This window comes from Curtobacterium sp. UCD-KPL2560, assembly GCF_001705035.1.
Taxonomy (GTDB): Bacteria; Actinomycetota; Actinomycetes; order Actinomycetales; family Microbacteriaceae; genus Curtobacterium.
This window is the reverse complement of record NZ_MCIG01000053.1, coordinates 1-24,543: the sequence shown is the minus strand read 5'-3', so window position 1 is coordinate 24,543 and position 24,543 is coordinate 1. Positions and strand designations below refer to the sequence as shown.

The 24,543-nt window shown below is 76.0% G+C and carries 22 protein-coding genes; 14 read left to right on the top strand and 8 right to left on the bottom strand.

The window, feature by feature from the left end; translation table 11 throughout:
* The first annotated feature begins 52 nt into the window (after positions 1-52).
* Together BEP24_RS12000 and yidC are read left to right on the top strand one after the other, a co-directional pair.
* Complete coding sequence (locus BEP24_RS12000) at positions 53-343, top strand: hypothetical protein (RefSeq protein ID WP_065963684.1); 291 nt, start codon at positions 53-55, stop codon at positions 341-343.
* Positions 344-395: 52 nt separating this feature from the next.
* Positions 396-1,139 (top strand): membrane protein insertase YidC, encoded by a 744-nt coding sequence (gene yidC, locus BEP24_RS11995; protein WP_065963682.1) that lies wholly within the window; start codon positions 396-398, stop codon positions 1,137-1,139.
* 88 nt (positions 1,140-1,227) lie between these two features.
* Here the strand turns inward: yidC and BEP24_RS11990 are convergent, their stop codons facing one another.
* A complete protein-coding gene (locus BEP24_RS11990) occupies positions 1,228-1,485 on the bottom strand; it encodes a hypothetical protein (protein ID WP_065963679.1) in 258 nt (85 codons plus the stop codon).
* A 120-nt stretch (positions 1,486-1,605) separates the two neighbouring features.
* Here BEP24_RS11990 and BEP24_RS11985 point away from each other — a divergent pair, with 120 nt between their 5' ends.
* Both BEP24_RS11985 and BEP24_RS11980 read left to right on the top strand, forming a co-directional pair.
* Entirely contained in the window at positions 1,606-2,556 is a 951-nt protein-coding gene (locus BEP24_RS11985; RefSeq protein WP_141693448.1) for a hypothetical protein, read from the top strand.
* 238 nt (positions 2,557-2,794) lie between these two features.
* Complete coding sequence (locus BEP24_RS11980; protein ID WP_141693447.1) at positions 2,795-4,195, top strand: MFS transporter; 1,401 nt, start codon at positions 2,795-2,797, stop codon at positions 4,193-4,195.
* Between the two features lie 658 nt (positions 4,196-4,853).
* On the opposite strand, the gene BEP24_RS11975 is transcribed toward BEP24_RS11980, so the two are convergent.
* From BEP24_RS11975 to BEP24_RS11955, 5 genes are all read right to left on the bottom strand, one after another.
* Positions 4,854-7,115, bottom strand: a complete 2,262-nt coding sequence (locus BEP24_RS11975; protein WP_065963672.1) for a collagen binding domain-containing protein — start codon at positions 7,113-7,115, stop codon at positions 4,854-4,856.
* 698 nt (positions 7,116-7,813) lie between these two features.
* Positions 7,814-8,269 (bottom strand): NUDIX domain-containing protein, encoded by a 456-nt coding sequence (locus BEP24_RS11970; protein WP_065963670.1) that lies wholly within the window; start codon positions 8,267-8,269, stop codon positions 7,814-7,816.
* A gap of 57 nt (positions 8,270-8,326) precedes the next feature.
* Positions 8,327-9,427 carry an SGNH/GDSL hydrolase family protein gene (locus tag BEP24_RS11965; RefSeq protein ID WP_065963669.1) on the bottom strand — a complete coding sequence of 367 codons (1,101 nt, stop codon included), beginning with the start codon at positions 9,425-9,427 and terminating at the stop codon, positions 8,327-8,329.
* Positions 9,428-9,505: 78 nt separating this feature from the next.
* Positions 9,506-9,862, bottom strand: a complete 357-nt coding sequence (locus tag BEP24_RS11960) for a PRC-barrel domain-containing protein (protein WP_065963667.1) — start codon at positions 9,860-9,862, stop codon at positions 9,506-9,508.
* Positions 9,863-9,900: 38 nt separating this feature from the next.
* Entirely contained in the window at positions 9,901-10,881 is a 981-nt protein-coding gene (locus BEP24_RS11955) for a glycosyltransferase family 9 protein (RefSeq protein WP_065963665.1), read from the bottom strand.
* A 63-nt stretch (positions 10,882-10,944) separates the two neighbouring features.
* On the opposite strand from BEP24_RS11955, the gene BEP24_RS11950 reads away from it, so the two are divergent.
* The 7 genes from BEP24_RS11950 (at position 10,945) to BEP24_RS11920 (ending at position 18,027) form a co-directional block, all read left to right on the top strand.
* On the top strand, positions 10,945-11,496 hold the full coding sequence (locus BEP24_RS11950; protein WP_065963663.1) for an HAD-IIIA family hydrolase: 552 nt from the start codon (positions 10,945-10,947) through the stop codon (positions 11,494-11,496).
* Positions 11,497-11,519: 23 nt separating this feature from the next.
* Positions 11,520-12,593: a glycosyltransferase family 9 protein gene (locus BEP24_RS11945; RefSeq protein ID WP_065963687.1), complete on the top strand. Its 1,074-nt coding sequence runs from the start codon at positions 11,520-11,522 to the stop codon at positions 12,591-12,593.
* Between the two features lie 135 nt (positions 12,594-12,728).
* Positions 12,729-13,730 carry a glycosyltransferase gene (locus BEP24_RS11940; RefSeq protein WP_065963661.1) on the top strand — a complete coding sequence of 334 codons (1,002 nt, stop codon included), beginning with the start codon at positions 12,729-12,731 and terminating at the stop codon, positions 13,728-13,730.
* A complete protein-coding gene (locus BEP24_RS11935) occupies positions 13,727-15,046 on the top strand; it encodes a glycosyltransferase (protein WP_065963660.1) in 1,320 nt (439 codons plus the stop codon). Before BEP24_RS11940 ends, BEP24_RS11935 begins: the two co-directional genes overlap by 4 nt.
* Entirely contained in the window at positions 15,043-15,669 is a 627-nt protein-coding gene (locus BEP24_RS11930) for an SIS domain-containing protein (RefSeq protein WP_065963657.1), read from the top strand. The genes BEP24_RS11935 and BEP24_RS11930 overlap by 4 nt, the downstream gene beginning before the upstream one ends.
* A complete protein-coding gene (locus BEP24_RS11925; RefSeq protein WP_083230322.1) occupies positions 15,666-17,183 on the top strand; it encodes a PfkB family carbohydrate kinase in 1,518 nt (505 codons plus the stop codon). Before BEP24_RS11930 ends, BEP24_RS11925 begins: the two co-directional genes overlap by 4 nt.
* Before the next feature lie 139 nt (positions 17,184-17,322).
* Positions 17,323-18,027: an SDR family oxidoreductase gene (locus tag BEP24_RS11920; RefSeq protein WP_065963655.1), complete on the top strand. Its 705-nt coding sequence runs from the start codon at positions 17,323-17,325 to the stop codon at positions 18,025-18,027.
* A gap of 204 nt (positions 18,028-18,231) precedes the next feature.
* On the opposite strand, the gene BEP24_RS11915 is transcribed toward BEP24_RS11920, so the two are convergent.
* Positions 18,232-19,344: a glycosyltransferase family 9 protein gene (locus BEP24_RS11915; protein WP_065963654.1), complete on the bottom strand. Its 1,113-nt coding sequence runs from the start codon at positions 19,342-19,344 to the stop codon at positions 18,232-18,234.
* Positions 19,345-19,553: 209 nt separating this feature from the next.
* Here BEP24_RS11915 and BEP24_RS11910 point away from each other — a divergent pair, with 209 nt between their 5' ends.
* Genes BEP24_RS11910 through BEP24_RS11900 form a run of 3 tightly spaced genes read left to right on the top strand, consistent with a single transcriptional unit; the run spans position 19,554 to position 23,709 of the window.
* On the top strand, positions 19,554-21,188 hold the full coding sequence (locus BEP24_RS11910; RefSeq protein ID WP_065963653.1) for an aldehyde dehydrogenase family protein: 1,635 nt from the start codon (positions 19,554-19,556) through the stop codon (positions 21,186-21,188).
* Positions 21,185-22,795, top strand: coding sequence for a D-glycero-beta-D-manno-heptose 1-phosphate adenylyltransferase (gene rfaE2 / locus BEP24_RS11905; protein ID WP_083230321.1), 1,611 nt, complete (start codon positions 21,185-21,187; stop codon positions 22,793-22,795). Before BEP24_RS11910 ends, rfaE2 begins: the two co-directional genes overlap by 4 nt.
* Entirely contained in the window at positions 22,792-23,709 is a 918-nt protein-coding gene (locus BEP24_RS11900) for a glycosyltransferase family 2 protein (RefSeq protein WP_065963652.1), read from the top strand. Before rfaE2 ends, BEP24_RS11900 begins: the two co-directional genes overlap by 4 nt.
* 186 nt (positions 23,710-23,895) lie before the next feature.
* On the opposite strand, the gene BEP24_RS11895 is transcribed toward BEP24_RS11900, so the two are convergent.
* Positions 23,896-24,432, bottom strand: a complete 537-nt coding sequence (locus tag BEP24_RS11895) for an SIP domain-containing protein (protein WP_065963650.1) — start codon at positions 24,430-24,432, stop codon at positions 23,896-23,898.
* Between the last annotated feature and the right edge of the window lie 111 nt (positions 24,433-24,543).

Genomic DNA, 24,543 nt, shown 5'->3' with positions numbered 1-24,543 from the left:
GCCCGGACCCGCCCGCCGACCGAGCCACGCGGGGCGCTAGCCTGAACCCACCATGACCGTGATCGAGCCCCTGCTGCGCATCGTCGCCGCGCTGGTGCTCGGCGACCCCTCGATCGGCCCCGCGCCGCTCGTCGCCGTGGTCGCCGTCCTCGGGGTGACGGCCGTCGCGGTCGCCGTGCTCGTGGCGCACCTGCTCGCGGTCGCGTTCGGGTTCGACCTCGCCCCCCTGCACCCGCAGCGGGGCGACCGCGACGACGACCTGCCGACACGGATCGCGTGGAGTCACCCGGACGCCGACGGACACGTCCGCGCCCGGGCACCGGGAGTGTGCACGCCGGCCTGACCACCGCGGTGGTCGGGTCACGCCTGCCCGTCCCTCCACCGAACGGAACGTCATGGACCCCACCACCCTGCCCGTCGTCGGCATGCTGCTGCACGGCGGCGCCGACCTGCTCACCGCCCTCGCCGAGGGCCTCTCCCTGGTCGTCGGGGACGCCGCCTCGGCGCTCGCCGTCGTCGCGCTCACCCTGGCCGTGCGCCTCGTGCTCGTGCCGCTCGCCGTCGTCCAGGTCCGGGCCGAACGCGACCGCCGGCGACTCGCCCCGCGACTGGCCGAGCTCCGACGTCGACACGGCCGCGACGCACAGCGTCTGCAGCGTGCCGTGCAGGAGCTGTACACCTCGGAGCGGGTCTCGCCGCTCGCGGGGTGCCTGCCCGTGCTCGCGCAGGCTCCGGTCCTGTCGCTCGTGTACACGCTGTTCAGCCACGGGACGATCGGCGGCGTGACGAACACGCTGCTCGAGGCGACGCTCGTCGGCATCCCGCTCGGGCGGTCCCTCGTGGTGGTGCTGACGTCCCCGCTGTGGACCCACGCCTGGGTCGTCGTGCTGCTGCTCGTGCTCCTCGCGCTCGTGGTCGAGGCCAGCCGCCGGGCGAACCTGCGCTGGAACCCGGTGGCGCCGGTGGCCGACGGGGCGGAGGCTCCGGGCAGCGGGGCCGCCACGGCCGTCGCCCGGTGGGTGCCCTTCGTGTCGGTCGTGTTCGCGGGGATCGCACCGCTCGCGGCGACGCTGTACGTCGTCACGAGCGCGGTGTGGACCTACGGCGAGCGGGCGGCGCTCCGTCGGGTGATCCGGTAGCGCCGAGTCGACACGCGCGCCCGCAGCGGTCGCGCCGGTCGCGACGGCCGGGTCGGTCCCGTCGACCGACCCGGTCCGGTGCGTCGGGTCAGCCGCCCTGGCCCTCCTGCTGTGGGCCCTGGTCGACCGGGTCGTACTCGGTGCCGCGCCCCTGCTCCTCGTCGGCGGTCGGGACGTGGCGCTCCGTCCCGCTGCCGCCGGGGCTCGTCGCGACGTAGTCGGCCTCGCCGGACTGGGTGTCGTGGCTGAGCGCCTCGAGGGTCTCCGGGTCGGCGTCGTGGCGGACGGCGTCGTGGCGCTCGGCGTCGCCCGTGGTGGTGGTGTCGGGTCCGGTGTCTGCGGTCATGGCACCCGTCTACCCGTCGCCGACTGGACAGCGGTCGGACGGTGGGCCCCGGGGAACGGGCACGCGGGTCGTCCCGGTGGGAGCATGGGCGGGTCCGGTGCGTCCGGACCGGGAGCGCTGATGGTCGACGACGACGTGGCACGGGAACGAGCACGGCTCGAGGCCCTCGCCTGGGGCCCTGCGACGCCTCCCGACGAGGCCGCGCGCGCCCGGGTCGCCCTGGCAGCGCTCGTGCCGTCCGACGATGGCCGTGCGGGCAGCGTGCACCCCGACTCCGCGCCGTCGGCCGACGGACCCGGACCCGGACCGTCGAGCGGCACACCCGCCGCGGTGTCGTCGACCCACCTCCCCGGGACGGACGCAGCCGGGGCGGAGCCGGTCGACCACGACCACGACCACGACGTGACGGGGTCCGCCCGCGCACGCTCCGACGGACCGCCGGGCGTGCGCGGACCCGGCGAGCCGACCCGTGTCGTGGACGCACCCGCTGACGGCGGCGACGGACGAGGCGGCGGTGGGTCGGGCCTCCCGTCCGACCGCGACGGCGGTCGTCGCGACCTGGTGACCCGGGTCCGCGAGGCGGTCCGCACGACGCGACCACGGATCTGGATCGTGCTCGGCGCGGCCGTGACCGCGGTCGTGGCGTTCGGTGCCGGCACGGTCGTCGGGACCGCGCACGAACAGACGGTGTCGGCGCCCCAGACCACCCCGACGCCCGGTGCGGTGACGCTCGAGGAGCTGCTCGACATCCCGCAGACCTACGCGGACCAGCTGCCGGGGCCGGTCGAGGCGCCGGTCAGCCTGCGGACCACCCGCCTGGTGTTCACCAACCGTGCGCTCGACGGCAGCGCGTTCGAGACGCCCTGGAACGTGTGGGCCGGCGTCGGGACGGACCGGTCGACGATCTGCCTGGTCGCCACCGCGAACCGCCTGGCGTCGACGACGGCCTGCTACCCGCGGGAGGACGCCCTGCACGGGTCGGTGTCGCTCTCGGCGCAGTCGACCAGCGGGACCCTCACGGTGACGCTGCGCGGCGGCGCCGTCCAGGGCACGGTGACGAACGAGAACTGATCGGGAATGCCCGCTCCAGCACTGCGTTGGAGCGCTCCTAGGACTTTCTCGGCTCCGCCCCTCGCGCAATCCGGATGCAGCGTGCAACACTGGATGAGCGCACTCGCCGTGGAGTCGTCCACAACCATCCCGGGTCACTCGACCCGGTCCACACCCACCGCGAGCGCGCACCTCGCACCGCCGTCACGACGGTCCGGTCAGACGCGTGCTCCGCCGTGCCCCGGAGGAGGTCAGCAGCGTGTCCACCAACACCACCACCTCGGCCGTGTCGACGAACACGCGGCCGATCACCGTCACCACCCAGTCCGTCGTCGGCATCGCCGTGCTCGGTCTCGCGACGTTCTTCGCGATCACCACCGAGCTCATGCCGGTCGGGCTGCTCGGGACCATGAGCCGCGACCTCGGCGTCAGCGAGTCGACCATGGGCATCGTCGTGACCGTGTACGCCGCCGCGGTGGCGCTGCTCGCGCTCCCGCTCACCTCGCTCACCGCCCGGCTCCCCCGCAAGGCTGTGCTCGTCGCGACGCTCGTCGGGTACGCGGTGTCGAACGTGCTCGTCGCGACCGCACCCTCGTTCGCGGTCGTGTGCGCCGGCCGGGTCGTCGGCGGCGTCGCGCACGCGCTGTTCTTCTCGGTGGCCTCGGCCTACGCGACCCGGATCGTCCCGCCGCGCCTGGCCGGCCGCGCGATCGCCTTCGTGTACTCCGGCAGCTCGCTCGGCTTCGTCCTCGGCGTCCCGCTCGCGACCTGGGTGGCGCAGAGCGTCGGCTGGCGTCCCGCCGTCGGCGGCGTGGCCGTCGCGGCAGCCGGGCTCGCGGTCGTCGCCGCAGCGTTCCTGCCCGCCGTCCGCGGTGCTGCGTCGCCCCACATCGGTTCGCCGCGCGCATGGGCACGCACCGGCCTGCTGTCGGTCGTCGTGGCCGACCTGCTGCTCTTCGGCGGCCACTACGTCGTCTACACGTACATCGGCCCGTACGCGATCGACGCCGGACTCGACTCCGGGATGGTGAGCGGCGCGCTGCTCGTGCTCGGTGGCACCGGGATCGTCGGGCTCTGGCTCGCGGGCATGTTCGTCGACCGTGCGCCCCGGCAGACCATGCTCGCCGCGATCGCCGTGATGGTCGTCGCCTTCGCCCTGCTGCCGTTCGTGCACGGCTCCCTCGTCGGGACCATGGTCGTCGCCGGCGTGTGGATGGCAGCCAACGGCACCACGGGCACCCTCTTCATGGCCGCGGCGATCCGGACCGGGGGCGTCTCCCCCGACATCGCCGGCGCGCTCGTCAACGGTGCGTCGAACATCGGGATCGCCGGGGGCGCGGCCGTCGGCGGACAGGCGCTCGGGGCCGTCGGGCTGCAGTGGATGCCGCTCGCCGGTGCGGTCGTGCTCGTCGGGTCGCTCGGCGTCGTGCTCCTCGCGCGGCGCGGGTTCCCGGTACACTCGCACACGCAGGAGCACCTGTCGACGTCGTCGATCGAGGCCATCACCTCGTCGCTCGCGGTCGTCACGACGTCGGTGCCGGTGGTCGGACGGGCGATCCAGACGCTCACCGGGTCGATCGGCGTGGTCACGGGGACGGTGCGGACGGCGACGGGGTCGGTGCGGACGGCGACCGGGTCGGTGCGGACGCACCGGGGCTGAGGGGCGGCGAGGCTGCGCTGCTGCGCTGCGCGCGTGCCGCGGGCTGCTGCGCTGCGCGCGTGCCGCGCGGTGCGAGCTGTCTGCGCACAACCGGAAGCACGTCGCGCCACGGAACCACGTGGCGCGACGTGCTTCCGGTTGTGCGGGAGCGCAGCGGACCGCGGGAGCGCCGGGCAGGAGGCGCGGGGCAGGCTGGCGCTGCGCCTCCAGACCGATGGGGCGGTCGCGGCCGCAGGCGCGGGCGCGGGCGCTGCGCACAACGGTCGGCACGTCGCGCCACGGAACCACGTGGCGCGACGTGCTCCTGGTTGTGCGGGAGCGCGGTGAACCGCGGAACCGCCGGACGGGAGGCGCGGGGCGGGCTGGCGCTGCGCCTCCAGACCGATGGGGCGGTCGCGGCCGCGCGGCGGACCGCAGGAGCGCCGGACGGGAGGCGCGGGACGGGCTGATGCCGCGCCTCCAGACCGACGGGCGGCCGCGGCCGCGGTGCCCTGCGCACAACGGAAGGCACGTCGCGCCACGAAACCACGTGGCGCGACGTGCTCCTGGTTGTGCGGGAGCGCGGGGAACCCTGGAACCGTCGGGCGGGAGGCGCGGGGCGAGCTGGTGCCGCGCCTCCGGGTCGGCGGGCCCGCGGCCCCGCGCGAGCCCGCCGCGCTCAGCCGCGCCCGGCGCCCACCCGCCGTCGCGTCCGGGCGGCGCGCGCCGTGAGGACGGCCGCACCGATCAGGACCAGAGCACCCGCGGCGATCGCCGTCGGGGCGACCTCCGCGCCGGTCAACGCGAGCGGCCCGCGGGGAGTCGCGCTCCCGACGCCGCTCGGGGCCGTCGGGCCGGCACCCGGTGTCGGAGCGGGCGTCACCGGGCCCGGCGTGACGGCGGCGGCGCGCAGGCGCAGCGCCAGCGGCACCGGCGTGGCACCCACGGCCGCCGTGGTGACCCGCTGCGCGGCACCCGCCGTCGCTCCGGTGCCGGCCGCGACGTCGTACTCGGTCGCCGACTGCAGACCGGGGAGCGTGAAGGTACCGTCCGTCGCGGTCGTCGTGGACACCGGGTCACCCGCGGTGGGCGTCGCGACGACGGGGACGCCGGCGGCGGGCCGTCCGTCCGCGTCCGTGACCGTTCCGGGTTGGTCGACCGTCGGCAGCGGGAGGACGAAGTCGACCCGGGCGGTCGCAGCTCCCGTCGCACCCGTCGTGACCGACGTGGTCTCGGCACCGGTCACGGTCAGGCGGTAGTCGGTCAGCGGGGTGAGACCCGTGAGGTCGTACGACCCGTCGGCTGCGGTCGTCACGACGACGACGGTGCCCGAACCGGCCTCGACCGGTCGGGCCGTCACGGTCGCTCCGGCCACCGGAGCGCCGCCGCGGTAGCTCACGGACCCCGCCTGTGAGGTGGTCGACGGGACGGGCGTGGCGAACGGGAAGTCCGCGGTCGCCGTCCCGGAGCCGGTCGCCGTGACCGTGACCTCGGTGCTGCCCGTCGCACCGACCACGGGCTCGGTGGTGCGGACGGTGTAGGTCCCGGGAAGGACGCGGAAGTCGTAGGAGCCGTCGGGCGCCGTGGTGGTGGTCGCGACCACCCTCCCGGCCTGCACGAGTTCGACCGTCGATGCACTCGGCGCGGCACCGTCGAGGGTGACCCGCCCGCTGATCGTGGCGAGCGGTGCCTGCACGACGATGGGCGCCAGGACGACGGTCGGCGCGCCGTCCGCACCGGTCGTGGCCGCGACCGGGGTGCCGCCGACGACGCTCGCCACGATGGCGGACCCCGCGGGGAGACCGACGGCGGTCCAGGCGCCGTCACCGTCGGTGGTGACCTCGGCGAGGACCGTGCCGTCCGTCGCGTCCCTGACGACCACCGGGACGTCGGCGACCGGGGTGCCCGCGGTGTCCACCACGGTGCCGTCCACCGCGACGGTGCCGGGCGGCGTGACGAAGGCGGTGTCGGCGCCCGTCACGTCGACGCGGAGGGACACCGGGCCGGGGGCGGTCTGCACGGTCGCGTTGTCCGGGGTCGCGACCGAGACCCGGTAGCCGTCGGCCTGTGTCAGCGCCGGGACGGACCAGCGCCCCTGCGCGTCGGTCGTGGTCGTGACGACCGACCCGTTCGGTGCGGTCACCGTCACCAGGGCGTCCGGGAGGGCCGCCCCGTCGAGGGTCGCGGTGCCGGAGAGGGACGAGGTGCGGTTGGCGAACCAGGTCTGGTAGACGGGGGCACCGCTGCGCTGCTGGAACGCGATCGTGAGCGTCGCGAGGGAGGCCGTGGGCGTGAACCACGCGGTCGCCCCCGCGGTGTCGACCGCACCGGCGTTGCCACGCAGGACGCCGGTCGCGGCGTCCCAGGTCGGCACGTCCTGCCCGGCGGGCACACCGCCCGGGTCCCTCGGGCAGCTCCACCCGCCGGGCGAGACGGTCGAGCACGAGTTGTACGACCCCTGGTACCCGAGCTGTGCGACGGAGGCGGGGCTGCCGTCGGCAAGGGTCGCCGCGATCGTCGCCTGGTCGGCGTCGATGTCCCCGAGCACGAACGACCACCCGCCCGCACCGGGCGTGCCTCCCGCGAAGGTGTAGGTCGTCCTGGCTGCACCCGACGCGTCGGGGCGGTCGGCGGCCGGACGGAGGTTGAGGTACGAGTTGCCCCTGCTGTCCCCGTAGACCGCGCCGGGCGGCGTGGACGGGCCCTGACCCGTCGTCGTGCCGCCGATGACCTGTGCCTGGCGCGAGGTCGACGTCCAGGTGGTCGTCGGGAAGCCGGGCAGGGCCACCTCACCGGTGTAGGCGCCCGCCTTCCCCGTGGCGGTGAAGACACCCCAGTGCCCCTCGGTCGCGGCGGTCGCTGTGGTCGCCCCCGCGAGCACGAGGCCCAGTCCGAGGACGACGCCGGTCGCGCCGGCCGTGATCGTGCGCAGTCGGCGCATGAGTGTTCCCCTGTCCCGCGCCGGATCCTTGACGAGTCCTCAGGTTATCCGATGAGCGAGAGCATGTCCGTGCCTGCCTCGACGGAACCCGTGGCGGGTCCGTCGGCCGGGAGGCGCGGGGCGCGCTGGTGCCGCGCCTCCCGGCCGGTGGGTCGTCGCGCCCGGTGCGCGGGCGCGTTGCGCACGCCGGGCGGCGCTGGACGCGCGGTGGCTGCGCACAACGGGAGGCAGGTCGCGCCACGGAACGACGTGGCGCGACGTGCTCCCCGTTGTGCGGAGGCGAGGTGAACCGCGGAACCGACGGACAGGAGGCGCGGGGCGGGCTGGTACTGCGCCTCCCGGCCGGTGGGTCGTCGCGCGCGGTGCGCCGGCGCGCTGCGCCCGCCGGGCGGCGCTCGACGCGGGGTGGCTGCGCACAACGGGAGGCACGTTGCGCCACGGAACCACGTGGCGCGACGTGCCTCTGGTTGTGCGGGAGCGCGGTGAACCGCGGCACCGCCGGACGGGAGGCGCGGGGCGGACTGGAGCTGCGCCTCCAGGCCGGTGGGTGGTTGCGCGGCGGTCGCGCCTTGCGCACGCCGGGCGGCGCTCGACAGGCGGTGGCTGCACACAAACGGAAGCACGTCGCGCCACGGAACGACGTGGCGCGAGCTGCCTCTGGTCGTGCGGGAGCGCGGCGGACCGCGGGCTCCGGGCCGTCAGCCCGGCAGGCGGTCGAGCACGGGGACCTGTCCCGCGACGAGCAGGTCCCGCGCCGCGGCGAGCGGCACCCACCGGGCGTCGTCCACCTCCGGGACCTCGACGAAGCGGCCCGACCCCCGCGGGAGCTCGAGTCGCACGGTGTTGCTCCGGACGACGTCGACGCCGAAGTCCTCCGCACGGACGGCGAACACGTGCACGCGCTTGCCCGACGCCTGCCGGACCTCGCCGAGGTCGACCACGGTGCCCGTCGGTGGCGGGACGCCGATCTCCTCGGCGAACTCGCGCCGCGCGGTGTCGAGCGGGTCCTCCCCCGCCTCGACGAGGCCCTTCGGGATCGACCAGGCGCGCGGGCGGGAGCGCCAGAACGGGCCGCCCATGTGCGCGAGGAACACCTCCGCGTCACCGCCCGCGACGGATCCGCGGTGCAGCAGGAGTCCGGCGCTGGTGACCACGGCCCGAGGCTAGCCCGACGGGACGGGGCCCGCGCGCCGGCGCTGCCACGGTCGGGATCAGCCGGCGAGGGTCTGCAGCTCGGCGGCCACCCGCCGGGTCAGGTACGCGACGCCGCGCTCGTTCGGGTGCAGTGACCCGGCGACGAGGTCGATGCGGCTGAGGTTCCGGCTGCCCTCCAACGTCACCCCCTCGACGTACGCACGGCTCGTCGCGCACGCGGTCCGCGCCTGGGTGCTCGTGAACGCGTCGACGTAGGACACCCCCGCGGCGCGGGCCGCCGTGGCCGAGACCTCGTCGAGGTCGGCCTGGACGCCGTGCAGGTAGCGCACGTCGGTGTCGGTGAACGGGTACGTGTCGGTCGGGAAGCGCCCCGCCAACGTGCCGAGGTCGAGGGTCGGCCGGAAGCAACCGCCCTTCGGCGTGTGCTCGGCGTCGGGGAAGATCGCCGGGTACCCGACGAGGACGACGACCGCGTTCGGCGCCGCTGCACGGACCCGCGCGAGGGTGTCGGCGATGCCGAGCGAGACGTCGGACCGGATCGTGTCGCCGAGTTCGTCGACACCGCCGCGCACGAGCTGGCTCCGGCACGACGGTGCGTCCCGCCCGGAGAACACCGGACCGTCCGGCGCGAGCGCCAGGCACGAGGCCGCGGTGCTGAACAGCCCGGCGTCGTTGCCCCCGATGGACAGGGTCACGAGCCGTGTCCGGTCGGACAGCGCCCGGATCTGCGGCGGCACGCCCTTGAACTGGTGGCCCGAGACGACGTCGCGGCTCGTCGCCCCACCGCACGTCACGTCGTGCAGCACGAGGCCGTACCGCGCAGCGATCCGGTGCGGGTAGTCCCGCGCGGACTGCCCGCACACCGCTGTCGGCAACCCGGTCGGGTCCGGCAGACCGTAGCCGGCGGAGTACGAGTCGCCGAGCGCGACGTACTCGCTGCCCGGCGGGAGACCCGCGAGGGTGTCGGTCGGCGGGTCGGTCGTCGGGAACGGGGCCGGCACCGGCCACATCGGCGCGGCAGCAGCGGACGGGACCCCGAGCACGCCACCGGCACCGGTTCCGCTGCCCACGGCGACCCCGCACACGGCGACGAGGACGACGGCCAGCGCCGTGGCCAGGGCGCGCGGGATCCGGGAGCGCAGCAGGGGGACCTCCACGGGACGGGACGGACGACACCGCCGCGCGGGGGCGCGGGCGGGACGGACCAGGCTACCGGTCCGACCCGCCCGCCGCGGTCAGCGCCGTCCCAGGCGCCGCTCGCCGCCGCTGCCGGTCTGGTACTGCAGGCCGTAGTGCTCGTACAGCACCGGCTCGGTCGTCGCCTCGAGCTCGCCGTCGGTCGGGATCGACGGCGCGTCCTTGACGAGCTTCTTCGGGAACGCGACGCGCAGGTGCTTCGGCGCGACGGTGGCGCCGACGAGCGGCACGAACAGGAGCTTCTGGAAGCCGACGAGGCCGGTGGTCACGGAGCCGAAGGCCGGCTCCGACGTGGCGGTGTCGTAGTAGATGCTCTCGAGGGTGCCGATCTTGTCCTCGGTGTCGTCGACGACGGCGAGGCCGATCCAGTCGCGGACGTCAGCAGCTTCGAACACGGGGTGCTCCCTTCGAGCAGGACAGGTCGTCCTCGACGCTACCGAGCGCTGCTGCGGACGCTCACGGGCAGCGAGTCGACCGCGGCGAGCACGTCGTCGACGCCCACCGCGAGGAGCGCCGGGTCCGGGTCCTCGGCGAACACGTCGCCACGGCGGACCGACGCGTCGGTGAGGACGACGTGCGGGCCGGACGCCGGCGGACCCCATGCCTCGGGCGGTGCCGGACCGAACACCACGACCGACGGGACGCCGTAGGCGGACGCGAGGTGCGCCGCGCCGGTGTCGACCGTGACGACGACCGCCGCGTCGGCGATCACGGCCGCGAACGGCTGCAGGTCGAGCACGCCGGCCAGCACCGCCTCCGGCGCCAGACCGGCCCCCTGCGCGACGGCGGCCGAGCGGTCGACGTCGTCCGCGCCTCCCGTCAGGACCACGTCGTGTCCGCGCTCCCGCAGCCCGCGCGCGACGGCCGCGAACCGGTCGGTGGGCCAGTGCCGGGCCCCGTGGAAGGCGCCCACGTGCACGACGGCCGCGCCGGGCGCGACCGAGGGGGTCTCGGGGCGGGCGATCGCGACGTCGTCCGGGTCGGCGGGGATGCCGTGCCAGGTGACCAGGCGTGCCCAGCGCTCGCGCTCGTGGACGTCGTCCGGCCACTCCGGGCCGTCGTACCCGTGGGCGGGGTCGGCGTGGCCGATCACCCGGCGCGCACCGAGCGCGGCGACGAGGTCGGACGACTCCGGGCCGACGCCGTGCAGGTTGACCGCCACGTCGACAGCACCGTGCGGCGCGGCGATCGCGTGGTCGAGCCCGTGCTGGGCGAGGTGCACGTCGACGGGGAGGAGCTCGACGACCGGGGCGAGCCAGGCGGTGGTCGCGAGGATGATGCGGTGGCCCGGGAAGGCCCGGCGGAGGGCGTGCAGCGCGGGGACGGCGACGAGGGCGTCGCCGAGCTTGATGGCGCGCAGGACCAGGAGGTCCGGGCGCCCGTCGGACGGGGGCAGCGTGGGGACGGCGGTCACCCCGGCGACGCTAACCGGATCGCACTGGGGGCGTTCGCGGGTGCGCTCCGGTAGCACTGGGGCATGGCCCTCGCGAAGGACCGCGTCGTGCGCGGTCTCCTGTTCGACCGTGACGACACGCTCGTGATCGACGTCCCGTACAACGCCGACCCGCGGCTCGTCGTGCCGGTGCCGGGTGCGCACCGTGCGGTCGAGCGTGCGCGTGCCGCCGGGCTCCGCGTCGGCGTCGTGACGAACCAGTCCGCGATCGCGAAGGGCCTCGCCACCCGCGAGCAGGTGGACGCGACGAACGCCCGGGTCGACGAGCTCGTCGGCCCCTTCGACGTGTGGTGTGTCTGCCCGCACGACGCCGGGGACGACTGCCGGTGCCGGAAGCCGCGGCCGGGCATGGTGCTCGACGCGGCGGAACGGCTCGGGATCGACCCGTCCGAGCTCGTCGTGGTCGGGGACATCGGCGCCGACGTCGGCGCCGCGGTCGCCGCGGGCGCGCAGGGCATCCTCGTGCCCACCCCGCGGACCCGGGCAGATGAGGTCGACGCGGCGGACACCGTCGTCGACTCGCTCGACGACGCCGTGACCGCGGTGCTCGCCCGCGTCCCCGCCGCACGCGCGTGAGCGGGGAGCCGGGCGGCACGCCCGTGGGGACGGAGACCGGAGGCACGTCCCCCGCCGACGAGCCCCGTCGCCCCCGCGTCCTCGTGGTGCGCCTCGACTCGTTCGGTGACGTCCTGGTCGCCGGCCCCGCCGTCCGCGCCGTCGCGGCCGGCGCGTCGCACGTCACGATGCTCTGCGGGCCGCAGGGCTCCCCCGCTGCCGACCTCCTGCCCGGGGTCGACCGCGTGCGGGTGTGGGCGGCGCCGTGGGTCACCGAGACCGCCCGGCCGATCGACGACGCCCTGCTCGGCGAGTTCCGCGCGCTCGTCACCGAGGAACAGCCGGACGAGGCCGTCGTCCTCACCTCGTTCCACCAGTCCCCCCTGCCGGTCGCGCTGCTCCTCCGCCTGGCCGGGGTCGCCCGCGTCTCCGGCGCCTCGGTCGACCACCCCGGGTCGCTGCTCGACGTGCGGCTGCGGCCCGGCGAGGACCTGCCCGAGGACCTGCCCGAACCGGAGCGGGCGCTGCGCATCGCCGAGGCCGCCGGGTTCCGGCTGCCGCCGGGTGACGACGGGAGGCTCGCGGTGCGGCACGACGCCGTCGCACCGCCCGAGGTGGTCGCGCTCGACCGCTACGTGGTCGTCCACCCAGGAGCGAGCGTCCCGGCGCGGTCGTGGCCCGAGGGCCACCACCGCGCGCTCGTCGCCGCGTACGCGGCCCGCGGCGTCCCGGTCGTCGTGACCGGCAGCCCGGGCGAACGTGCGCTCACCGCGACGGTCGCGGGCGACACCGCGCTCGACCTCGGCGGCCGCACGAGCCCCGCCGAGCTCGCGGCCGTGCTCGCCGGCGCCGAGGTGGTCGTCGTCGGCAACACCGGGCCCGCGCACCTCGCGGCCGCGGTGGGTGCCCCGATCGTCAGCCTGTTCTCCCCCGTGGTGCCCGCGGTGAAGTGGGCGCCGTACGCCCCGGCCGTCGAGCTGCTCGGTGACCAGGCCGCACCGTGCCGCCTCAGCCGGGCCCGCGAGTGCCCGGTCGCCGGGCACCCGTGCCTGTCCGGAGTGCGCGTCGAGGACGTCCTGGCGGCCCACGAGCGACTGGTGGTCGCGCTGCGCGGATGATCGCGCGGAAGCCTGCGAGAAGGAGGAGCAGTCGCTGCGTAGCGTGCGCCACTGCTCCTCCTTCTCCTCGACCACGGGTCACCGACCCCGGCCGCAGGCCTCCCGGAGGGGCACCGACGAGACGGAAGGCCCTGCATGCGGATCCTCGTGTGGCACGTGCACGGCGGCTGGATGGACGCCTTCGTCCGCGGCCCCCACGAGTACCTCATCCCGACCACCCCCGCCCGCGACGGCTGGGGCCTCGGCCGAGGCGGACGTGACTGGCCGGACTCGGCGATCGAGATCGACCCGGCCGACCTGGTCGACGCCGAGGTCGACGTGGTCGTCCTCCAGCGCACCGAGGAACTCGAGGAAGCACGGCGGCTGCTCGGTGGCCGGGACGTCCCGATGGTCTTCGTCGAGCACAACGCCCCGCGGGTCGACGTGCCGGGCAGCCTGCACCCGATGCGCGACCGCGACGGCCTCGTCATCGCGCACGTGACGCACTGGAACGCCCTGATGTGGGACTGCGGTCGCACCCGCACCACCGTGGTCGAGCACGGCGTCGTCGACCCGGGTCCGCTGTACACCGGGGCGCTCGAGCGGTTCGGCGTCGTCATCAACGAACCGGTCCGCCGGGGTCGCGTGGTCGGGACCGACCTGCTCCCCCGCTTCGCCGCGGTCGCACCCGTCGACGTCTGGGGCATGGGCACCGACCGGCTCCCGGAGCTCGGCTTCGGCGACCGCGTCGTCCCGCTCGGCGACGTCCCCGCCGACCCGATGCACGCCGCGCTCGCCGAGCGGCGCGCCTACGTGCACCCGAACCGGTGGACGTCCCTCGGGCTCTCGCTCATCGAGGCGATGCACATGGCGATGCCGGTGCTCGTCCTCGCCACGACGGACGCGCCGCGGTCGGTCCCCGCCGACGCCGGCGCGATCGCGACCGACGTGGCGGACCTGGTCCGCGCCTCCCGGACGCTCCTGGAGGACCCCGAGGAGGCCCGCCGCCGCGGTGCCGTGGCACGGGAGGCCGCGCTCGCGCGGCACGCGCTCGGCCGGTACCTGGCGGACTGGGACGACCTCCTCGACGACGCCGTCGCGCGTGGAGCGCGACGCGACCGCGCGGCGACGCCCGCGCTGGAAGGGAGCGCGCGATGAGGATCGCCATGGTCTCCGAGCACGCCAGCCCCCTCGCCGTCCTCGGCGGCGTGGACGCCGGCGGACAGAACGTGCACGTCGCGGAGCTCTCCGGGGCCCTCGCCGACCGGGGGAACCAGGTCACCGTGTACACCCGCCGCGACGACGCCGACCTGCCCGTCCGGGTCGCCCTGCGCCCCGGGGTCGAGGTCGTGCACGTCGACGCCGGACCCGCGCGCCACGTGCCGAAGGACGACCTGTACCCGTACATGGGGACCTTCGCCTCGGTGCTCGCCGCCGAGTGGTTCCTCGACCGACCCGACGTCGTGCACGGGCACTTCTGGATGTCCGGTCACGCAGCGATCGACGCCGTCCAGCAGGTCCAGGCGCGCACCGGCGGTGTCCGCATCCCCGTGGTGCAGACGTTCCACGCGCTCGGCGTCGTGAAGCGTCGGCACCAGGGGACGGCGGACACGAGCCCCGGGGAGCGCGAGTGGGTCGAGCCCGCGGTCGGTCGCACCGCCGACCAGGTCATCGCGACCTGCTCCGACGAGGCGTTCGAGCTCAAGGCGCTCGCCGTCCCCCTGCACGCGATCTCGGTCGTGCCCTGCGGCGTCGACACCGAGCTGTTCACGCCCGACGGACCGGTCGAGGAGCGCGGTCGCACCTTCCGTGTGCTCACGGCGTCGCGCCTGGTGCGCCGGAAGGGCGTCGGCACGACGATCGCCGCCCTCGCGAAGCTCCTCGACGAGGGACGCGACGTCGAGCTCGTCGTCGTCGGCGGCGCCGGTGTCGCCGGGGCCGACCTCGTCGACGACCCCGAGTACCAGCGCCTGGACGCCCTCGCCCGCTCGCTCGGTGTCCGCGAGCACGTGTCCTTCCGGGGGCAGCTCGGCCAGCACGACATGCCGGAGGTGTACCGCAGCGCCGACGTCGTCGTCTGCGCCCCCTGGTACGAGCCCTTCGGGATCGTCCCGCTCGAGGCGATGGCCTGCGGCCGTCCCGTCGTGGCGTCGAGCGTCGGCGGCCTCATCGACACCGTCGTCGAGGACGCGACCGGCCTGCACGTCCCCCCGCGGGACGAGCACGCGGTCGCGGCCGCGGTCGGCCTCGTGCTCGACGAGCCGGAGCGTCGCGAGGCGTACGGCCGCGCCGGGCGACGTCGCGCCGAGACGAAGTACACCTGGCACAAGGTCGCCGCGGACAGCGAGCGCGTCTACGAACGGCTCGTCGCCGGGTCGGCCGCCGTGCCGACCACCACGACCACGGGCTCCCGCCCCACCCGCGTCGGACGGACCTCCCGCTCCACGCTCCCGACGGAGAGGACCGCACGATGACCATCGACCAGCAGGCCGGCACCCGCGACCCGGGCACCGAGGACAGCAGCGTCCGCACCGTCGTCGACCACATCGCGGCCTCGGTCCCGGTGATCGCGTCGCTCGTGGACCACAAGGACCACATCGCCGCCTGGGCGGACGACATCGCGTCACGGCTCGTCGCCGGTCGTCGGCTCCTCGCCGCCGGGAACGGCGGGTCGGCCGCGGAGGCGCAGCACCTGACCTCCGAGCTCACCGGCCGCTTCGACGGCGACCGCCCGGCGTACTCGGCGATCTCGCTGCACGCCGAGTCGTCCGCCGTCACCGCGATCGGCAACGACTACGGCTTCGACGAGGTCTTCGCCCGCCAGGTCACGGCGCACGCCCGAGCCGGGGACGTGGTCGTGCTGCTCAGCACGAGCGGCAAGAGCCCGAACCTGCTCCGCGCCGCAGCGGCTGCCCGCGCGGTGGGCGCCCGGTCGATCGCGATGACCGGCCCCGGCCCGAACCCGCTGGCCGACGCCGTGGACGACGCGATCCGGATCGAGGGGCCGTCGGCGAACGTGCAGGAGGCGCAGCTCGTCCTCGTGCACGCCCTGTGCCGAGCGATGGAGCCCGCCCTGCGCCGTGGAGCACGCCGATGAGCGGCGCACCGGGTGCAGCCGAGACCGCCGGCACACCCCGCGCCACCGAGACCGCCGAGACCGCCGGCACGCCCCGCGCCACCGAGACCGCCGACACTGCCGGCACGCACGGCACACGCCGCCGCGTCGTCGTGGTCGGCGACACCCTGCTCGACGTCGACGTCTCGGGCACGAGCGAACGACTCAGCCCCGACGCCCCGGTCCCCGTCGTCGACGTCCGCACCGACGACCGCCGTGCCGGTGGCGCCGGGCTCGTCGCCTCGATGCTCGCCCGGGACGGCCACGACGTCACCCTCGTCACGGTCCTGAGCGACGACGACCGCGCCGACGAGATCCGAGCCCTGCTGCCGGACGTCCACGTCGTCGCCGGACCGTCCGGCGCCCCGACGCCGGTGAAGACCCGCGTACGGGTCGTCGACCACGCCCTCGTCCGCATCGACGAGGGCTGCGCGACCCCGCCCGTCCCGGACACCACCCCGGAGATGACCGCCGCGCTCGAGGGCGCCGACGCGATCGTCGTCGCCGACTACGGTCGCGGCGTCGCCGCCTCCGCCGGCCTGCGTGCCGCGCTCGGCCGGGTCGCCGAGCACACCCCGGTCGTGTGGGACCCACACCCGAAGGGCGCAGCACCGGTCGCCGGCACCGCGGTCGTCACGCCGAACTCGAGCGAGGCACGGCGCTTCACCGACCTGTCCGGCGAGGGCGTGCCCTTCGCCACCGACGCCGCCGCAGCGCTCGTCGCCACCTGGGACGTCGCCGCCGTGGCCGTGACGCTCGGCGACCGCGGCGCCCTGGTCGCGAGCCGGCGTCCCTCGGCCGACGGCGGCGCGCACGCGCTCGACAGCCGGTTCGTCCCCGCCCCGTCGGTCACCGCGGGCGACCCCTGCGGCGCCGGCGACCGGCTCGCGGCCGGCGTCGCGGTGGCCCTGGCCGAGGGTACGGACGTCGCCGACGCCGTCGCCGCCGGGGTGCTCGCCGCATCGGAGTACCTCGCCGCGGGCGGCGTCACCGCGCTGTTCGCCGACGACGGTCCCGCGCCCGTCCCGGTCCCCGGCGTCGACCGCGACGCGATGCGGGTCGTGCACGAGGTCCGCAGCGCCGGCGGCACGGTCGTCGCGACCGGCGGGTGCTTCGACCTCCTGCACGCCGGACACGCGCGCACGCTCTCCGCGGCGCGCGCGCTCGGTGACTGCCTGGTCGTCTGCCTCAACTCCGACGACTCGGTCCGCGCCCTCAAGGGCCCGGAGCGGCCGATCATGACGCAGGACGACCGGGTCGAGCTGCTGCTCGCGCTCGACTGCGTCGACGCCGTGGTCGTGTTCGACGAGCACACCCCCGACGAGGCGCTCCGCCGCTTCCGCCCCGACGTCTGGGCGAAGGGCGGCGACTACGCCGCGAGCGAGCTGCCCGAGGCGGCGACGCTCGCCGAGTGGGGAGGCCGTGTCGTCACGGTGCCGTTCCACGCGGGGCGCTCGACCACCCGGCTCGCCGCCGCCATCGCGCGGGTCGGCTGACGCCGCCCCACCCGACCACCCACCGGACGGGAGGCACGGCGCACCGCCGCCACGCGCCTCCCGTCCGCCGGTCCCCACCTCCACGACCGTCCGCCGGCACCACCGACGGACCGCACCACGACCTCCCGGAAGGAAGTCCATGCCCGTCCCCACCACCCCCATCGGCCGCGTCCTCGTCACCGGCGGCGCCTCGGGTCTCGGCGCGGCGGTCGTCGCCGCCGTCACCGAGGCCGGCGGTACCCCGATCGTCCTCGACCTGCGGGTCGACGCGGTCCCCGAGGGCGTCGACGCCGTCGCGGTCGACGTGACCGACACCGCGGCCACCGAGCAGGCCGTCCGCGCCGCCGCCGAGCGCCACGGCGGGCTCGACGCCGTGGTCACCGCCGCGGGCATCGACAAGCCGGCCCCGATCGGTGCGCTGACCTCCGGCGACTGGGAGCAGATCGTCGGCGTGAACCTGCTCGGCACGGCCGCCGTCGTGCGTGCCGCGCTGCCCGCGCTCGAGGCCACGCACGGCCGCGTCGTGACGATCTCGTCCTCGCTCGCGCTGCGCGGGGTCGGCGACGGCACCGCCTACTCGGCGTCGAAGTTCGGCGTCCGCGGGTTCTCACAGGCCCTCGCGGCCGAGACCGCCGGGCGCATCGGCGTGACGAACATCATCCCCGCCGGCATGCGCACGGCGTTCTTCGAGGGCCGCACCGAGCAGTACAAGCCGGGCCCGGACGCGCAGCTCATCGAACCGGAGTACGTCGCGAACGCGATCCTGTTCGCGCTGTCGCAGCCGGCCGGGTGCGAGATCCGCGAGCTGTCGATCATGCCGGCGACCGAGCCCAGCTGGCCGTAGGTCGCCCGGTTCGGGCCGAGAGCGCCCCGAGGTCCCAGAATCCTGGAACCTCGGGGCGTTCTTCGTGCCGCCCCTGACACCTCGACGTACACGCCACGCGCGTCCTCGGCACCTCGACGTGCGGGGCCGCGCGTGGCGACGCGACCGACGCCCGGGCCGGGCCGGCGGGGCGGGCGTGGGTCGCGCCTCCCGACCGATCGTGCGTCAGCGCGCGACGGCGACCGGCCTGACCGTCGTGGCCAACAGGTCCGCGACGTCCGCCAGGACGGCCTCGGGCGTGACCTCGTCGACGTACGACGGGTCGTGCTCGCAGCGCTCCGCGGTCCAGCCCACCTGCGTGACGTCGACGCCGCAGACGGGGCACCGCGTGACGAAGGACAGGTGGACGCGGTGGCGCCCGCGGTCGGTCGGGCCCGCGTTGACGACGTTCCCGAACCAGAACACGCCGACCGTCGGGGTGCCCACGGCGACCGCGAGGTGCCGCGGTCCCGAGTCGTCCCCGACCAGCACGTCGGCGGCGGCGAGCACCGCGGGCAGCTCGGTCAGCGGCAGCGCGTCGGTGAGGTCGTGCAGGTGGTCGTGCAGCGCCGTGGGGACCGCGCCGCGGATCGCCTGCGACGCCGGCACGTCGGACGCGTCGCCGACGAGCACCACGTCGTCCCCGGCGTCGAGCCGGGCGGTGACGACGGCCGCGAAGTGCTCCGGGCTCCAGCGTCGCCGCGGGTCGGTGGCACCGGGGTGCACCGCGACGAGCCGGCCCGTCACGCCGAGGCGCTCCCGGACGGCCGAGCGTTCCGCGTCCGTCACGCGGACGCGGGGGTCGAGCGTCACCGGTGCGGCGCCGGCGAGCGAGGCGACCTCGAGGCCGCGCAGCACCTCGTGCTGGTAGTAGACGTAGCGGACCCAGCGCTCCAGGACCTCGGCGTCCTCGGTGGCGGTGCCGACGGTGTGCCGGGCGCCGAGCCGGAGCAGGAACGGGTTCGAGTTGCGCCCGCCGCCGTGCACCTGCACGGCGAGGTCGAAGCGGCCGTGCAGCCGGGCGACGAACTCCTCGAGGTCGGGGGCGCCGTCGCCGGACTCACGGACGCCGGGGGCGACGGGGAGCTCCTCGAAGGCGTGCACCGCGTCGGTGCGTCCGCGCAGGACCGCCGGTGCGAGCGGGGTGCCGAGCAGGGTGATGCGGGCCTCGGGGTACGCGGCGGCCAACGCCTCGAGTGCGGGGACCGCGAACATCAGGTCTCCCAGGCCACCACCGCGGAGCACCGCGATCTCCCGGACGTCGTCGAACCGTTCTCCACCGTTGCCGATCAGCTGCACGCATCCTCGTCTACCGGAGCGGTCCCGAGAGCGTGGTCGGACTGCGCGGGCACGGGGCGCGCGACGGCCGGATCGCCCACCACCGGTGCGCTCCGCGGACGACGGTCGTGGGGCGCCTGCGTTCTGCGGATGAGCACCGCGCACCCGGACGGCCGCCCAGGGTGGCCCGAGCAGCGTGGGGCTCCCCGCCCGCCACTCGAAGGACATCCATGACCCTCGCTGCACCGTCCACGACCGCGACCGACGCCGATGCGATCGTCGTCACCGACCCCGTCACGGGTGCGGTCGCGTCGACCACCGCCCGCACCGCGCCGACCGAGGTGCGCACCGCGGTGGCCCGGGCACGTGCGGCGTTCCCGGCGTGGGCACGGACGGCACCGGCGGAGCGCGGGGCGCTCCTGCACGCGGCGGCCGAGCACCTGCGTGCGCACGCCCAGGAACTCGCCGACCTCAACACGCGCGAGACCGGCAAGGTCCCCGGTGACGCCCTCGGCGGCGTGCACGCCGGCATCGGCACGCTGGTCCAGTACGCCGAGCTCGGGCCGGTCCACCGCGGCGAGGCCCTCCGCGGGCAGTTCGGCGCCGCCGACTGGTCCGTCCCGCACCCCCGCGGCGTGGTGCTCGCCCTGACCCCGTGGAACGACCCGGTCGCCGTGGCGTGCGGGATCCTCGGCGCGGCGGTCGTGACCGGCAACACCGTCGTGCACAAGGGCAGTGAGCGCTCCCCCGCCACGATGGCCCGGCTGAACGCCCTGCTCGCCGAGGTGCTCCCCGAGGGCGTCCTCGTCGGGGTCGACGGTGACGCGACCACCGGCGAGCTCCTGCTCGAGCAGGACGGCATCGACGTGTACGCGCACGTCGGGTCGACCGCGACGGGCGACCGCCTCGCCGAGGTCGCCACCCGCACGCGCGCCCACGTCATCCGCGAGAACGGCGGCAACGACCCCGTGGTCGTGGACGGCGACGTCGACCCGGAGTGGGCCGCGGCGCAGGTCGCCCTCGGTGCGTTCGCGAACACCGGGCAGATCTGCACGAGCGTCGAGCGCGTCTACGTGCACCGCGCGGTCGCCGAGCCCTTCGTCGCCGCACTCGTCGCCGAGGCCGAGCGCCGCACCGCCTCGGCGGCCGCCGACTTCGGCCCGCTCGTCGACGAGCGGCTGCGCCACACCGTGCAGGCCCACGTCGACGACGCCGTGCGCGCCGGTGCCACGGTCGAGACCGGCGGGGTCGTCCCGGGCGGTCCGGGAGCGTTCTACCCGGCGACGGTCCTGACCGGGGTCACGGACACCATGCTCGTGATGACCGAGGAGACCTTCGGGCCGATCGCCCCCGTCCGCGTCGTCGAGTCCTTCGACGAGGGGCTCCGGCTCGCCGCCGCCGACCGCTACGGCCTCGCCGCGACCGTCCTGACCGCCGACACCGGCCACGCGCTGCGTGCCGCGGCCGAGATGCCGGTCGGCACCGTGAAGGTGAACGCCGTCTTCGGCGGCGCACCGGGCGGCAGTGCCCAGCCCCGCGGTGCCTCGGGCGCCGGCTTCGGGTACGGCCCGCACCTGCTCGACGAGATGACGACCACGACGGTCGTGCACCTCGAGGCGGCACCGGCACGACGCTCCGACAGCACGACCACGACCACGAGCACGAGCACGAGCACCGCAGCGGCCGGGACCGGCGCCACGACACCGGCCACCACGACGCCGAGCACCGCGGCGGCCGAGACCGGCGACACCGCCGGTACGGATGCCGCCGCCAGCACCGACGCCGCCAGCGCCGACGCCGCCGGCACCGGTGTCGCCACCGGCTCCGGGGTCGGCACCACAGCGAACACCGAGGAGACCCGATGACCGCCGACGTCCGTCTCGTCCGCGACCTCGTCGCCGCCGTCGACGACCGCGAACCGCTCGTCGTCGTGGTCGGCGACTGCATCCTCGACCAGTGGACGGTCGGCGAGGCCGAACGGGTCTCCCGCGAGGCCCCCGCACCCGTCGTCCGCGTCACCGAGACCGTCGCGGTCCCGGGCGGCGCCGCGAACACCGCCGTCAACGCACGCGCCCTCGGCGCCCGCGTCCGGATGGTCGGGCTCGTCGGCGACGACGAGTCCGGACGCGTGCTGCGCGAGCGGCTCAGTGCCGCCGGCGTGGACACGACCTTCCTCGTGGAGGTCCCCGGCGCCCGCACCACGACGAAGACCCGTGTGGTCGGCGGCGACCGCGTGGTCGTCCGCGTCGACGAGATCACCGAGGCCCCGCACGCCCGGGACGGCGCACGGCTCGCCGAGGCGGTCGCCCGTGCCGTCCGCGGTGCCGACGCCGCCGTGGTCTGCGACTACGGCCTGGGCGTCGAGCCGTCGGACGTCGTCCCCGTGCTCGACCGGGACCGCCCCAACGCGGTGGTCGTCGACGCGCACGACCTGACCCGCTGGGCCGCCCTGCACCCCGACCTCGTGACGCCGAACGCCGGCGAGACCGCGGGCCTGCTCGGCCGGGAACTCGGCGCCGGTGCCGCCCGGGTCCCCGTCGTGGTGGACGCCCGCGCCGACGTCCTCGCCCGGTCCGGTGCGCGCGCCGCCGTCGTCACGCTCGACCGGGACGGCACCGTCCTGCTCGAGCCGGACGCCGAGCAGGCGTTCCGGACCCGCGCGACCCCCGCCTCCGAGCAGCAGGCGTCCGGCGCCGGCGACACGTTCTGCGCCGCCGCGACCGTCGCGCTCGCCGTCGACACCCCGCTCCGGGACGCCGTCGCGGTCGCCCAGGCCGCCGCCGACGTGGTCGTGCGCGAGGCCGGGACCTCGGTGTGCTCGGCCGCCGCCCTGCTCGAGTCGGTGACCGCCCCCGCCGCGACCGTGGTCGACCACGACGACCTGTCGCTCGCCGTGGACGCCGCCCGTGCCGCCGGACGACGCGTGGTGTTCACGAACGGCTGCTTCGACGTGGTCCACCGCGGCCACACGACGTACCTCCGGCAGGCCCGCGAGCTCGGCGACCTGCTCGTCGTCGCACTGAACGACGACGACTCGGTCCGCCGGCTCAAGGGCCCGGAGCGCCCGATCAACACCGCCGAGGACCGCGCGGGCGTGCTCGCCGCGCTCGCCTGCGTCGACCTCGTGACGGTGTTCGCGACGGACACCCCCATCCCGCTCATCGAGCGCCTCCGCCCCGAGGTGTACGTCAAGGGCGGCGACTACTCCCCCGAGATGCTCAGCGAGACCGACGTCGTGCGCGCGTACGGCGGCGAGGTCGTCATGGTCGACTACGTCCCCGAGCACTCCACGACGGCGGTCGTCCGACGCATCCGTGAGGCAGCGGCGAACACCGCGGCGGCAGCGAGCGCGGCCGGCCGCGTGGCGGCCGACCCCGCACCGTCGGCAGACGCCGCGCCGGTCCCCGTCGACCGTCCCTCCGACGACCGCGCCCCGACCGCCGAACCGGTCGAGCCCGACCCGGCACCGTGAGCGCCCCCGGCACGTCCACCGCACCGGCCCTCCCGGTCGCCCGCTGGTCGGGCGACTGGGCACGTCCCGCCGCCGACGGTCCCGCGGTCGAGGTCGACGTCCTCGTCCCGACGGTCGGTCGTCCGGCCGAGCTGGCCACGACCCTCGCCGGGCTCGCCGCCCAGACCGACGTCGCCCTCCGCCTCGTCCTCAGCGACCAGTCCGCGGGCCAGGACGCCGCCACCGCGCCGGCGGTCGCCGCCATGCTCCGCGTCCTGGAGGCACAGGGCCGCCCCGTCACGCTCCTCGCGCACCCGGAACGGCGTGGCCTGGCAGAGCACCGGCAGCACCTGCTCGACCACGCCGCGGCCGCCGCGGTGCTGTACCTCGACGACGACGTCTGGCTCGAACCGGGCGCCCTCCGCCGGATGCTCGACGCCCTGCACGACCTGGGGTGCGGGTTCGTCGGCAGCGCGGTGCAGGGGCTGTCCTACCTGGCCGACCGGCGCCCGCACGAGACGGCGGTGTTCGAGCGGTGGGACGGGCCCGTCGTCCCCGAGGTCGTGCGCCGCGGCACACCGGCGTTCGACCGGCTCTCGCTGCACAACGCCGCGAACCCGGCGCACGTCGCGGCCGACCTCGACGTCGAGCCCGGCGGATGGGTGCCGTACCGGGTCGCCTGGGTCGGGGCCTGCGTGCTCTACGACCGGGACGCGCTCGAGGCCGTCGGCGGGTTCGGCTTCTGGTCGGCGCTGCCGAGCGAGCACGCGGGCGAGGACGTCGTCGCCCAGTGGCGCGTGATGGAGCGCTTCGGCGGTGCCGGCATCCTGCCCTCTGGCGCGGTCCACCTGGAGAGCCCGACGACGGTCACCGACCGGCGGGTCGACGCGCCGGACGTGTTCTTCGAGGACGCCGGGGCGAGGCACGGGGCCTGACCGGCCCCGGCCGGGCCGCACGCGACCGCAGGCCGCGCCGCCGTGTGCAGCGTCGGACCGGTCGCCGCGGCGGTCGACCCGGCCACCAGGGGACACCGCGACCCGTCGGCGGACCGCACCGGCCCCGTCGCCCCGAGCCGCGCCTCCCGGCCGACCGGTCCCGTCCGTGACGGGCGCGACCAGCGGTCAGCCGCCGGACTCCACCTGCACCTGCTGCCCGGTGGCGGCGAGGTCGATCTGCACGATCGACCGGGCACGCTCGACCCAGGGGCTGTCGACGCACCCGATCCACACCGCGGTGTAGGGCTCGGAACCGAGGACGCACCACTCCGCGGCCCACGCCGTGACGGCGTCGGCGAGCAGTTCCCCGTGGTCGGCGAACAACAGCGTCGTGATGGTCGACGGCCAGTCGCTGCGGACCAGCCACGTCACGGTCAGGTGCGGCGGGGCGGGCAGGATCCGGACCTCGTCGGCGAAGGCGACCTCGACGAAGACCTGCCCGTACGCGGAGTCGGGCAGCTCCTCGAGGATGCGGCGGACCTCGGGCAGGTCGGCGAGCCCACCCGCCACGAGGACGCGGTCGGTGATCGGGCCCTGGTCGGTGTGGAGGTCGCCCAGGGGGTAGGCGTCGCCCGTGGCGTGGGCATCGCCCGTGCCGTGGGCGTCGCCCGGCGCGTGGTCGTCGTCGGTGTGGTCGGTGGGGTGCTCGTCGCTCCCGGACATGGCACGAGGCTACGCGCTGCCACCGACGCGTCGGCTGGGACAGTGGCAGGAGCCCGACCCGCCGCGCCGGAGGCGGCACGCCCGACCCGCCGCGCCCGACCCGCCGCGCCC